Source organism: Bacteroides pyogenes DSM 20611 = JCM 6294, assembly GCF_000428105.1.
Lineage (GTDB): Bacteria > Bacteroidota > Bacteroidia > Bacteroidales > Bacteroidaceae > Bacteroides > Bacteroides pyogenes.
On sequence record NZ_KE386626.1, the window covers coordinates 1 to 12,970 of the forward strand.

The 12,970-nt window shown below is 49.9% G+C and carries 11 protein-coding genes and 1 pseudogene; 6 read left to right on the forward strand and 6 right to left on the reverse strand.

The window, feature by feature from the left end; all coding sequences use genetic code 11:
• Positions 1-195 (forward strand): annotated as a pseudogene (locus C234_RS0115255) (transposase); the annotation flags it as partial.
• Here C234_RS0115255 and C234_RS0115260 read toward each other — a convergent pair.
• On the reverse strand, positions 192-1,112 hold the full coding sequence (locus C234_RS0115260) for a hypothetical protein (RefSeq protein WP_027326466.1): 921 nt from the start codon (positions 1,110-1,112) through the stop codon (positions 192-194). The pseudogene C234_RS0115255 and the gene C234_RS0115260 overlap by 4 nt on opposite strands.
• A 689-nt stretch (positions 1,113-1,801) precedes the next feature.
• Between C234_RS0115260 and C234_RS0115265 the strand changes: the two genes are divergently transcribed.
• Genes C234_RS0115265 through C234_RS0115280 form a run of 4 tightly spaced genes read left to right on the forward strand, consistent with a single transcriptional unit; the run spans position 1,802 to position 7,520 of the window.
• Positions 1,802-3,124 (forward strand): TolC family protein, encoded by a 1,323-nt coding sequence (locus C234_RS0115265; RefSeq protein ID WP_027326467.1) that lies wholly within the window; start codon positions 1,802-1,804, stop codon positions 3,122-3,124.
• A gap of 4 nt (positions 3,125-3,128) precedes the next feature.
• A complete protein-coding gene (locus C234_RS0115270; protein WP_027326468.1) occupies positions 3,129-4,382 on the forward strand; it encodes an efflux RND transporter periplasmic adaptor subunit in 1,254 nt (417 codons plus the stop codon).
• 10 nt (positions 4,383-4,392) lie between these two features.
• On the forward strand, positions 4,393-5,103 hold the full coding sequence (locus tag C234_RS0115275; RefSeq protein ID WP_027326469.1) for an ABC transporter ATP-binding protein: 711 nt from the start codon (positions 4,393-4,395) through the stop codon (positions 5,101-5,103).
• The gene (locus tag C234_RS0115280; RefSeq protein WP_027326470.1) at positions 5,100-7,520 is read left to right on the forward strand and encodes an ABC transporter permease; all 2,421 of its coding nucleotides are present in this window, start codon (positions 5,100-5,102) and stop codon (positions 7,518-7,520) included. Before C234_RS0115275 ends, C234_RS0115280 begins: the two co-directional genes overlap by 4 nt.
• Before the next feature lie 94 nt (positions 7,521-7,614).
• Here the strand turns inward: C234_RS0115280 and ahpF are convergent, their stop codons facing one another.
• From ahpF to C234_RS0115305, 5 genes are all read right to left on the reverse strand, one after another.
• A complete protein-coding gene (ahpF, locus tag C234_RS0115285; RefSeq protein WP_027326471.1) occupies positions 7,615-9,165 on the reverse strand; it encodes an alkyl hydroperoxide reductase subunit F in 1,551 nt (516 codons plus the stop codon).
• A gap of 80 nt (positions 9,166-9,245) precedes the next feature.
• On the reverse strand, positions 9,246-9,812 hold the full coding sequence (ahpC, locus tag C234_RS0115290) for an alkyl hydroperoxide reductase subunit C (RefSeq protein WP_027326472.1): 567 nt from the start codon (positions 9,810-9,812) through the stop codon (positions 9,246-9,248).
• Positions 9,813-10,072: 260 nt separating this feature from the next.
• Positions 10,073-10,384, reverse strand: a complete 312-nt coding sequence (locus C234_RS0115295; protein WP_021644886.1) for an RNA-binding regulator — start codon at positions 10,382-10,384, stop codon at positions 10,073-10,075.
• A 27-nt stretch (positions 10,385-10,411) separates the two neighbouring features.
• The gene (locus C234_RS0115300; protein WP_027326473.1) at positions 10,412-10,858 is read right to left on the reverse strand and encodes a cold-shock protein; all 447 of its coding nucleotides are present in this window, start codon (positions 10,856-10,858) and stop codon (positions 10,412-10,414) included.
• A gap of 34 nt (positions 10,859-10,892) precedes the next feature.
• Entirely contained in the window at positions 10,893-12,017 is a 1,125-nt protein-coding gene (locus C234_RS0115305; RefSeq protein WP_027326474.1) for a DEAD/DEAH box helicase, read from the reverse strand.
• 392 nt (positions 12,018-12,409) lie between these two features.
• Here C234_RS0115305 and C234_RS0115310 point away from each other — a divergent pair, with 392 nt between their 5' ends.
• Positions 12,410-12,946: an NUDIX hydrolase gene (locus tag C234_RS0115310; protein ID WP_027326475.1), complete on the forward strand. Its 537-nt coding sequence runs from the start codon at positions 12,410-12,412 to the stop codon at positions 12,944-12,946.
• Positions 12,947-12,970 lie beyond the last annotated feature (24 nt).

Below are 12,970 nucleotides of genomic sequence, written 5' to 3' on the forward strand. Positions count from 1 at the left end.
CTGGCTGCCATCAACTTGGCCAAAGCGGCATGTAAGAGGCTCGGAATAGTCTATTCCATATCCTCTTGCAAGTCATTCATACACAATGCTTATATGCTTGAACGATTTATTTGCGTGTTCGGGATTAACCCAGACCCGCAAGTTATTGACAAACTTTTCAAAGAACTCATTTTATTTACTGCCAGAGCCGCTTAGCCTTGGCGAATTTTTAACGAACTATTATTAGGATATAATGCATATTTTAAACTACTCATCACTTCCAATCCGTAACGAGCATCTCCTTGAACATATCGGTTTATGCCTAACGATATATCAAACGGGAGTTCAAGCAATATTAGTTTGCAATCGGAATGCAAAATTCGATGTTTCATCATCTGAATAACAGACTGAGATATAGACAATCCACCATGAATAGATTCTCCAAGTGCCAAAATCTTAACAGAATTTATTCTCGGAATCTTATGATATAGCAATGAGTCGTCAAAAGAAAGAGGAATAATGTCTTGCTTATTGCTCATAATATCTTTGGGGAGTGTGCTGACATACGCTCGGGAAGGAAGTTTAATCTGCATATCCGTGAAATGAAAGTTTTGATTTAATTCATTATTTTTCCCTTTGATATGCATAGTAAAACGCAAATAGCTCGTATCAAAACAGGGTTGCTTAATGCTAAAAAATTCAGCATCATTTGTTCTTGGATTTATGTCAATACTATCGGAATAGCACAGCAATCCATGAGTATCATAAGATTGAATAATTAAATCAGCAACCGCTATGTTATTGCTTTTACATCTAAAATTAACAGATATCGAGTCTGATTCATAAGCATTTACAATCATCCCATTGTATATTTTACATTCAAGATCTCTTCCTTTTTTTTGTGAGATTCTCGTTGCGTTTATGATTCCCGCAGAATCAATATTAATAACACAGTCATAAAAACCAAGACCGGTTTTCCATGATGAAACAAAACATACTGTTTGCGAATATTTGTCTCTTGGCTCTGCTTTAGTGCCGGAAAAACCAAATAAAACAAACAAAATAAAAATATACGTTTTGAACGACAAGCTAAACTTGTACAAACAAAAATGTTTAATAAATCTATTTTCCATAAAAAGCGACAATAAGTGTAATAAAAGACAGGTTACATAGATTTCGTCAACAAATAATGCCCGATTCATCAAAAACAGCACTTATAAATGCTGCACACCATGACGTATCCAATGTGCCTTTGGAAAATCCTGCATGTCCAAGCATTCCTGCAATTACATTTAAATCATTCGATTCCGATGACAGATTCCGACAGCAAATTTAAGGGAAAGAATGGTAAAATCCGCTTTTAGGTGTGGCAAAGCTTAGTTTCTTTCTATTTTAGGTATTAATTCTCATGTAAGTTTGTAATCATTATTCATCTGTATATAGGAGACGAATACAACAAAGCAATATCAGAATGGAACCGAAAGCAACTCTCTGCCAATGGGATGAATGCCATCTAATCTTTTTTCTTTGAAGCATCGCCCACAGGAACACAACCGGATTTATACCGTTCAACATACACAGTTGGCGTGCCGCCTTGAACAGTGAAGCGGAGCGTGTTAAGCCTGTTTCATCCGCAAAAGGATTATTGGAAATTAAATCTCCTGTCATCTCATCGTCTCATTCCTGGACGACGGAGCGTCTAAGATTTGGACAGTCTGCAAACTACATAAAAGAGTAACGGTCTAATTATCAAACAGAAAACGATTACGGCACATCGCTTGCTTCTCTTTTTCCGGAATGACAATAAAAACAACAGGAATAAATGAATAAATGCTTATCGATTGTGTGTTTATGGTTGGGTGCGGCGACGTCCTCGAACTTGCAGGGACAAGCCACACCGGACGACTGCATCCGCTATGCCTGGCAGCACAACCTGTCTATCCAAAGACTGCAGATCGCTACAAAAGAGGCTCGCGCCGATTATGTGTCGGCCATAGGGAAGTTTCTCCCGCAAATATCGATGAAAGGGGAAGTGGGAAGATACACCGGGCGTTCCATCGACCCGCGTACTAACGGCTATACATCCGAAGCTTACAATCAGGGAACAGCCGGACTGGAAATCACTCTTTCTCTGTTCGAAGGATTCTCGCGCATCAACCTCCTGAAGCTGAGAAGCCTCAACCGCGAAGAGAAGATGTATGATTTGGACGCAGGAAAAAACGAGCTGGCCATCCAAATCACAGAGGCTTATTATAAGGCTGCACTGAACGAACAGCTGTACTTGCTTGCCGAAGAACAGTTGGAGTTGGGCAATCAGTACCTGAAACAGGCGCACGCTTACTACGGGCTGGGACTGAAGTCCGCCGCGGATGTCCGGGAGATAGAAGCGCGGAGGCAAGGAGACCTCTTGCGCTACATCGCTTCTCTGAACAACAGGCGGCTTTCTTTGCTTTACCTGAAAGAGTTGATGGGCATGGAGACAACAGACTCGCTCGGCATTATCCCCATAGCGGCGGACAGTCTTCCGCCCCGCTTGCAAGAGACCGATCCGGAAACATTATACCGGCAGGCCGTAATCGTGCTGCCTGAATACAAAAGCATGCAGATAAAAGAGCGCGCCGCACGCAAAGATTACGCGATGACCCGGGGAGAGTTCTTCCCTGCCGTGTACGCGCGTTTTTCCCTAAACTCCGATTATTACAACTCGCTGTATTCTCTCCGCCAGCTGCGCGAACATCGCAGCAATTACATCGGGATAGGTTTCTCTTTTCCTCTATTCACCGGATTGGAGCGATATACGCGGCTCAGGAAGAAACGGTTGAACATGCTGCGCATGCAGAATGAGCTGACGGAGAAGCGACTCAGGCTGCGCACGGAGACGGAACGCCTGTCGCACAGTTTGCGCACGGCTTGGGAAGAGCATCGGCAAGTCTGCTTGCAGGCGGACGCGGAGCGACAAGTGCTGCAAGCAACGAAGAGGAAATGGGAGGAAGGAGCATCTTCTACACTGCAACTGATGGAAGCCCGCAGCCGGTGGTTGTCCGCCCGCAGCGAACAGGTGCGCGTACAGGCTCAATACGAGTTGCTCAGGCGATTAATCGTTTATTATCAAACAGGAACTTTTATACATACCGATCATGAATAACGAAATGGATACGAAAATAGAGCGTAAGCGGCAACGTTTCCCGCGCCGGAAGATCGTAAGCGGAGCAAGTATTCTGGCAATAGCCGGATGCGCCCTTTATCTTTTCTTCCGCGACAGCGCGGCCTCGCTTACCGTAGAACGCAGCCGCATCACTGTGGGAAGCGTCGAGAAAGGAGAGTTCAACGATTATATCCAAGTCATCGGCCAAGCGGTGCCTGCCCGCATGGTTTATCTGGACGCCATCGAGGGCGGAAAAGTGGAGGAACGCCTGTACGAAGAGGGAGCCGTCGTCAGGCAGGGAGATGTCATCCTCCGCTTAAGCAATCCGTTGCTCAACATCGGCATACTGCAAAGCGAAGCGGATCTCGCCTATCAGGAGAACGAACTGCGCAACACCCGCATCCGCATGGAGCAGGAGCGGCTCAGCCTGAAGCAAGAGCGCATCGGCATGTGGAAAGAGTATCTGATGAGAAAACGCAGGCGCGAACAATGCCGAAAGCTAATGAATGAAGACCTCATTGCACGCGAAGAGTATCTCCGGGCAAACGAGGCGTTCGACGCCATACACCAACAGCTTGCCACGCTCGACGAACGCATCAGGCAAGACAGTCTGTTCCGCCTCGCACAAGTAAGCAGCCTCGACGAGAACATCCGCCACATGAAGCAGAGCCTTGTACTGATTCGCCGGCGGTTGGAGAATCTGAAAGTGAAAGCGCCCATCAACGGACAGGTGGGCAATCTCGACGCACAGATCGGGCAGTCGATCGCTCCCGGTGAACACATCGGGCAGATGATAACTCCCGATTTGAAGATTCAGGCGCAGATCGACGAACATTACGTAGAGCGGGTAGTTGCCGGACAGCCTGCCGATTTCACACGCGACGGCAACGCATACAGGCTCGAAGTGACAAAAGTGTATCCGGAAGTAAAAGCAGGACAGTTCCGAACCGATCTCGCCTTCACTTCCTCTCGCCCCGAGAATATACGGGCAGGACAAACGTACCACCTGAATCTGCAATTGGGCGCTCCCACACAAGCGCTTTTGCTGCCGCGCGGCAGCTTTTTCCAAAGAACAGGCGGACGCTGGATTTATGTTCTGGACAAAAGTGGTACATTTGCCCTCAGGCGGGAGATAAAGACAGGCAGGCAGAATCCCCGGTATTACGAAATCTTGTCCGGGCTGGAGGAAGGAGAAAAGGTGATTGTTTCGGGATACGAGTCTTTCGGCGATTACGAGAAAATAAAACTAACTTTTTAAAACATATCCAATGATTAAGATAGAAAATCTCTCTATGCTCTTTGCCACAGACGAAGTGCAAACCAAAGCATTGAACAACATTAACCTGGAAATAAAACAAGGGGAGTTTGTTGCCATTATGGGGCCGTCGGGCTGCGGAAAATCGACGCTGCTCAACATCCTCGGCACGCTCGATACCCCGACTTCGGGCTCTTACTCATTCAACGGGCACCGGGTGGAGGGCATGAACGAGAAACAACTGACTGCTTTGCGGAAAGGAAACATCGGATTCATCTTCCAAAGTTTCAATCTGATAGACGAACTGACCGTGTATGAAAATGTGGAACTGCCGCTCATATATCTCCATGTGAAGCCGGCAGAACGCAAACGAAGGGTGATGGAGGTATTGGACAAAGTTAGCCTGACCCACCGTGCCGGGCACCTGCCGCAACAGCTTTCGGGCGGACAGCAGCAACGCGTAGCCATCGCCCGTGCCGTAGTGACGAACGCCCCGCTGCTGCTTGCCGACGAACCTACGGGTAATCTCGACTCCACCAACGGAATGGAGGTGATGGAGTTGCTCCGCACGCTCAACAGCCGGGGCACTACGGTCGTCATCGTCACTCACTCGCAGCGTGACGCGATGTATGCGCACCGCATCATACGCCTGCTCGACGGAAAGATTATCGCGGAGAACTTCAACCACCGCCCCGATACGGACGATAAAAGCGAAATGTTATGATACGGAACTATTGGAACAGCGCAGTGCGCCGGCTGACGAAGCGGAAAAAATTCAGTTTCATACACATCCTCGGACTGGCATTGGGAATGGCTTCCGCCTTGCTCATCCTAACCTATGTGGCGTTCGAGTTCAGCTATGACGGGATGCACCGGAAAGCCGCCCGCATCTACCGGGTGGAAAGCACTTTCCGTGAGAACGGGGTGCTGACGGACTATTGGGCGACGAGTTCGTTCGGGTACGGATCGGCCATGAAAGAGAACCTGCCCGGAATAGAAGACTATACCCGCATAGGAAGCATCATACAGCCCGAACAGCTGGTCAGCCGCAATGACCTCACGATGCGTGAGAGCGGCATCGCTTATACCGATGAGGGTTTCTTCCGAATCTTCGATTTCGAACTGGAAAGAGGCGATCGGAAGTTCTGCCTGTCGCGCCCCGGACAAGTAGTGATAACGGAGCATATCGCCCACAAATACTTCAACGACGAAGACCCGGTGGGGAAAATACTGGTATTCAGCAGCAACGTAGGGAGAGCGACATGCGAAGTCACGGGAGTCATGAAAGAGATGCCTCACAACTCGCATATCCGGTACGACATACTTATCTCCTACAAAACCCTCCCCACATGGGTGCAAGAGTATTGGTACAAGCACGAAGCATACACATACGTACAGCTCGACTCTCCGGAACGTGTGGCGGAGATAGAGGAAGCATTCCCCCGACTGGCCGAAAAATATAAGACCGAGGAGGCATTGAGGAATAAGACATGGGGAGTACGGCTCACCCCGCTCAAAGAGATTCATCTGAATCCGCAGACCGGCTATGAAGCGGAACAGAAAGGAAACCGCTCCATCCTTATCGCCCTCATCTTCGCAGCCATTTCCATCCTTCTCATCGCATGGATCAATTATGTGAACCTCACGGTGGCGCAGTCGATGGAACGGGCAAAGGAAGTCGGCATACGCAGAATGGCGGGCGCCTTCCCCCGGCAGCTTGTCGGGCAGTTTCTGTTCGAAGCGTTACTCATGAACCTGATTGCCCTGATACTGGCAGCCGGACTGGTAGAAGCGGTACTTCCCGCTTTCAACAATCTGGTAGGGCGCACCGTAAGCTTCCGCATCTGGTTCACCGGCTATTGGGGTATTGGGGTCGTGTTTCTTTTGGCAGCCGGCATCTGCCTGTCGGGTTATTATCCCGCACGGATATTGCTTCGCTATCGCCCCGTCGTATTGCTGAAGGGCAAATTCCTGAACAATCGCCGGGGCAACCGCATCCGGGAGCTTCTTGTCGTAGTGCAATACGCCGCTTCCATGATTCTATTGTGCGGCACACTGGTGGTATTCGCGCAACTCAGCTTTATGCGCAGCCGTCCGTTAGGGGTGAACACCGAACGCATTTTGGCAGTCAAATATCCTGCTCCCTCCGAAGGGATGCCGCAAAAGATAGAAGCCTTGCGAAAAGCGCTGAAACAGATTCCGTCTGTCGACAGAGTCACTTCGTCGGGCGCTGTGCCGGGCGAAGAGGTGGCCACGTTCCTATCCAACCACCGCACCCGGGATGCGCTCAAGCAAAACCGGCTGTACGAAATGCTCAGTTGCGACGCCGATTATATAGACACGTACGGACTGGAAGTGTTAGCCGGGCGCGGGTTTTCCGAATCATACGGCAACGATGTCGACAAGCTGGTGGTCAATGAATCGGCTGTCCGCACCCTTGGCTTTGCGACCAACGACGAAGCGCTGGGAGAAGAGATAACGGTAGAAGGCACGGAATCGCCTATGCAAATCATCGGTGTGATAAAAGACTACCACCAACAGTCGCTGAACAAAGGCTACACCCCTATCATGCTGATTCATAAAGACAAAATAGAATGGCTGCCCCAACGCTACCTCTCCATCCGCTTTCATCCAGCAGATCCCGCTGCAATCGTAGCGGAAACGGAGAAGAGATGGAAAGAGTATTTTGCCGATTCCAGTTTCGACTCTTTCTTCCTCGACCGGTATTACGACCGGCAATACAAGAGCGACAAGGCTTTCGGCATTATTATGGTCGTCTTCGCAAGCCTGGCTATCTTTGTTTCCTGTCTGGGACTGTGGGGACTGGCGGTGTTTTCATGCGCCATCCGCACCAAAGAGATGGGCATCAGGAAGGTACTGGGCGCTTCCCACGGGAGGTTGTTCCGCCAGTTGGGAGAAACTTTTCTCTTTCCCATCCTCACGGCTGTCTGTATCGGCTTTCCGGTGGCCTGGTTCGGTATGGAAGCATGGCTGGAACATTATGCGTTCCGCACAGAAATGAAACCTTGGTTTTTCTTGTTGCCCATCGGGCTCTTGCTGCTCATCTCGTTCGTCACCGTATTCCGCCAGGTGGTGAAAGTAGTGACGGGCAAGCCTGCGCGCTCGCTGAAATACGAATAAGTACCCAATCGGTTAATGAAAATTCCGAACTGCCGGACCTGTCAAATATACGCTCCCCGTATATATATTACAATCGCATCTGCGCATACGGCGGCTAAATCACTCCGCGTATACGGTCGTCGAAAGCGGAAAGCGCAGCCTTTGCCCCTTCACCCATCGAAATGATGATTTGCTTGTAGGGCACGGTCGACACGTCGCCGGCGGCATAGATGCCCGGCACATGGGTGCGGCAGTGCGAATCGGTCACGATTTCTCCCATGCGATTGGTTTCCACCACATCGCGGAAAGCGGCGCTATTGGGCGAAAGGCCGATCTGCACGAACACGCCGTCCAGCTCTACCAAGCGCTCTTCATCCGTGCGGCGGTCTTTGACGCGCAATGCCGTCAGCTTGTCGCCATTGCCCACCACTTCCGTTGTCTGCACGTTGACAAACACCTCTACGTTGGGCAGCGTTGCCAACTTCTCCTGAAGCACGCGGTCGGCTTTCAGCTCGCCCATGAACTCAAACAGCGTCACCTTCGAACAGATTCCCGCAAGATCGATGGCAGCCTCCACTCCGGAGTTCCCACCACCTACCACAGCCACGTGCTTACCCTTATAGAACGGCCCGTCGCAATGAGGACAGAAGGCCACTCCCCGTCCGATATACTCCGCTTCGCCGGGCACATTCAGCCTTCGCCAACCCGCTCCCGTGGCAATGATCAGCGCAGGGGCCAGCAACCGCTCGCCTACTGAGGTAACAATGAGTTTGTCTGCCTCCACCGTTTCCACGCTCTCGATGCGGCGATGTTCGAGCAAATCTACCGGATAATGTGACAAATGCGTACGCAGGTTATCGGCCAATTCCTTACCGGTCGTTTCGGGTACGGAAATCAGATTCTCTATGCCTACCGTTTCCTTCACCTGACCGCCGATGCGTTCGGCAACCATAGCCACCTTCAGGCCCTTGCGTGCGGAATAGATGGCGGCAGATACCCCCGCCGGACCGCCTCCCGCTATAATCACGTCGTATCTCTTTTCTGCCGTATCTGCGAGAGACGGTTCCGCTCCGTAGCGTTCTTCGAGCTTCGCTAGTAGTTCGCCCAACTCGCCGCGCCCTACATGCAGCAGCTTTCCGTCGGCAAATACCGAAGGCACGCCCTGTATTTTCAGCGCGTCCACCTCTTCCTGATAGAGAGCGCCGTCTACCATCTGATGAGAAACGGAGGGGTTCAGCACGCTCATGAGATTCAACGCCTGCACCACATCGGGGCAGTTGGTACACGTAAGAGAAACGTAGGTGGTCAGTGCCACAGGCCCCTTTAACGCTTTTATCCGCTGCGCCACAGCCTCGTCGGGAAAGTTCTTTCCCTTTCCGTCCAGATTGAGGACAGCCAGCAGCAAGGAAGTAAATTCGTGTCCGTTGGGGATACCCCGGAAACCGATACCCGAAGGCTCTCCGTTTTTCAGGATATCGAACTCCAGCCGGTCGGACTCCCGTATGTTGCAACTCAGCCGGTCGGAGCAAGCCGCCACTTCTTCCATCATTTCTATCAACTCTTCGCGGCTCTCATGCCGTGCAGGCACCCTGATGTCAAAAATGAAATCGGACTCCAAGGCGGCGAAAATGGTTTTCAACTGTTCTTTCAATGCAATATCTAACATATCTGTTGCGCTTTATGGAAAAAAGGCCGGCAGCGTCTCTCGCCATCGACCTTTTCTCCCATTTACATGATTAGCTATTATCAAATTTTACCAACCAAATCGATGCTCGGTTTCAAAGTAGAAGCTCCTTTTTTCCATTTAGCCGGACAAACTTCACCTTCGTGGCTTGCCACAAACTGGGCAGCCTCTACTTTGCGGAGCAGCTCGGAAGCGTCGCGACCGATGTTGTTGTCGTTCAGTTCCACCACCTTAATCTGTCCTTCGGGATTGACAACGAAAGTACCGCGATAAGCCACACCTTCCGACTCGATATACACGCCCAACGCACGGCTCAGCACACCTGTGGGGTCTGCCAGCATGGGGTATTGAATCTTACGGATGCTTTCGGAAGTATCGTGCCAAGCCTTGTGCACAAAGTGAGTATCCGTACTTACAGAATAAACCTCTACGCCCATCGACTTGAGTTGTTCGTATTTCTCGGCCATATCCACCAGTTCGGTAGGGCATACGAACGTGAAATCGGCAGGGTAGAAGAACAGGATAGCCCATTTGCCTTTCAGGTCGTTGTTGGTCACTGTTTTGAAAGCGCCGTTGTGAAAAGCCTGTACACTGAATTCCGGAAGATAAGAGTTTAAAATCGGTTCCATAATCTTTTTATTTTTTAGAGTTCTACTTACATTTATTTTTTATCCTGATGCAAAGATAACAAGCAGAAAACCTCTCTCGAAGAAAAAGCCAATCGAATAAATCTATCCTCCGATAGATATAATTTATCAAAAGAACGCGGATTAACACAGCCTTATGCGATTCGGTAGCGAATCGTCGGGTAATGCTGTATCAATCCGCATTTGTCTGCCGTCTATGATCGAACTCCGGCTACACCTTTCGGATCCAGGCGGGTAGCAGATCAGTAACGGTTGCGGTTGTATCCGCCGCCGTTTCCGCCACGCGAGCCATATCCTCCGCCGCTTCTTTCCGTACGGGGACGCGCCACGTTCACGTTGATCGTTTTACCGTCGAAATCGGTTCCGTTCAATTCGGATATTGCCGATTCGCCCTGCACGTCGTCCGGCATTTCAACAAACCCAAACCCGCGCGATCTGCCGGTTTCTCTATCAGTGATAACATTAGCAGAAGCCACTTCTCCATACTGCGCAAATAACTCCTGTAAACTTTCACTCACCGTGCGAAAGTTTAGATTTGATACATAAATGTTCATCTTTTTTTCTTTGTTGTTTATTATTAATTATCGGTTACCTTTGTCGACAAGAACGATGTTGACGGCATTCATGCCCTTCTGACCGCGTCCCAACTCGAATGTAACCCTGTTTCCCTGTTCGATGGAAGCCGGTGCGTTGCTGATGTGAAAAAAGTATTTCTCCGTGCTGCCGAGGTCTTTTATAAAACCATAGCCTTTATCGGAGTTGAAATGTTCCACACGCCCCTGCATCACTTCCTCTTCCACCTCTTCCTTGACAGGAGTAGAAACCGCTATGTCTTCTACATCGATCTCCTGCCTCTTGCTCATATCCGGAGGTGTACTCGTAATATTTCCGTTTTCATCGACGTAGGCAATCATATCCTCGAAAGAAGCGCTTCCTTCGGCTTTACGCTCTTCTTTACGTCGCTGTTTTTCCAGTCTTTTCTGTTGTTTCAGTTTTTCTTTCTCTCTTTTATTGAATGATATCGCCATTGGCTCTCCTTTTTCTTTTTTATGTATTCGTAAATTACGCCGATACCGGCACTACCTTCAGCTTTTTCCCGATCAGTTTCTGGATGCTTTTAAGTTTCGCGTCCTCATCCTGCGAGCAGAAAGTCAGAGCGGTTCCGCTGTTTCCTGCACGCCCCGTACGGCCGATACGGTGCACATACGTTTCCGCCACATCGGGCAGATCGTAGTTTATCACCAGTTCCAGATGCGCTATATCGATTCCCCTTGCGGCAATGTCGGTGGCTATAATCACGCGCGTCTTTCCCGATTTGATGTTGCCCAACGCCCGCTGTCTGGCCACTTGCGTTTTATTTCCGTGAATGGCTTCGCAGCCGATGCCTTCTCTTTTCAGAATTCTGGCGATTTTGTCCGCCCCGTGCTTGGTGCGCGAGAAAACGAGCACAGTCTTTTCCTGTTCTTTCTGCAACAGATGAACAAGAAGTTTGCTCTTCTGCGGCTTCTCCACCCAATACAGATTCTGCCTGATGGTATCCACCGTAGACGAAACGGGAGCTACTTCCACTTTTACGGGACGGTGCAACATCGTTGCCGCAAGATTCGCGATGGCATCGGGCATGGTTGCCGAGAAGAAAAGCGTCTGACGCTGCTTCGGCAGCAAGGGAATCAGGCGTTTGATGTCGTGCACAAAGCCCATGTCGAGCATGCGGTCGGCCTCATCGAGCACAAAGTGAGCCACAGCGTCGAGCGTCACATACTTCTGCTTTATCAGGTCGAGCAGGCGTCCCGGAGTGGCGACCAGCACATCGACTCCTGCTTTCAGTTTCTCTACCTGGCTGCTCTGTTTCACGCCGCCGAATATTACGGTATGCTTCACATCGGTATGCCGGGCATAATCTCTGAAGCATTCGTCTATCTGAATCGCCAGCTCGCGTGTAGGAGTCAAAACAAGCGCGCGTATCTTTCTCTTTCCCGTGGTTGCGGGTTTGCGGTTGAGCCATTCAATGACCGGTATGGCGAAAGCCGCCGTTTTACCCGTACCTGTCTGGGCAATGCCCAGCAAGTCGCTACCGGACAGGGCAACCGGTATAGCCTGTTCCTGAATAGGTGTCGGCTTTTCGTATCCTTTTTCGGACAGAGCCTTCAATACAGGCTCCTGTATGTTTAATTCTTTAAATGTCATAATGCTGCTGTATCGATATACAGTCTTTTAATTTACAGATTGATGCAGGCAAGGGAGAAGCGCGAAGAACGGACACAACGGAATGGGATGATGTACTTTCGCAACCTACCGGCTTATATAAACAAGGAAGTTAATTGTTAAGTCGGTTTGACGATGAGAAGCGCTGCCAAACAACGGCAGATCGAAACATGGCTAAGGAAGATACAATATAAACTCGATTGTTTTACGGCACAAAGGTAGACAATTAATCGGACTATCCGGCCATATTATGTTATTTTATGAGAATAACCGGTGTTTTTCCGCCCAACATACCAAATATGCAAGCATATCTTTTCGCAAGTCGCCTTTTCCTCCTATTTTTGTCCTGTCAATACAAAAACGTTCTCTTGACTATGAAACATCCTCTCTCACAATTCGGATATTGCCCCAAATGCGGCTCCGCAGATTTCGAAACCAACGATGAGAAATCGAAGAAGTGTGCCGGATGCGGCTTCGTATATTACTTCAATCCCTCCGCCGCCACCGTAGCCCTGATTCTCAACGAACGGCAGGAACTGCTGGTTTGCCGGCGCGCGAAAGAACCCGCCAAAGGAACCCTCGACCTTCCCGGAGGCTTCATCGATATGGGTGAAACGGGCGAAGAAGGTGTTGCGCGCGAGGTGCGGGAAGAGACGGGACTCGAAGTGGAACAGGCCTCCTACCTGTTCTCGCTTCCCAATATTTATATCTATTCGGGGTTTCCCGTACACACGCTGGACATGTTTTACCTTTGCAAGGTGACAGGCGACGGGCGGCTCTCTGCCATGGACGATGTGGATGAAGCCTTCTTTATCCCGATCGGGCAAATACGGGCGGAGGACTTCGGACTCGATTCCATACGAAAAGGACTTAAAAAATTCTTATCGGGCGGTCTATTCGTTAATTTATAACAAATAGCCGATACATATTCCCCT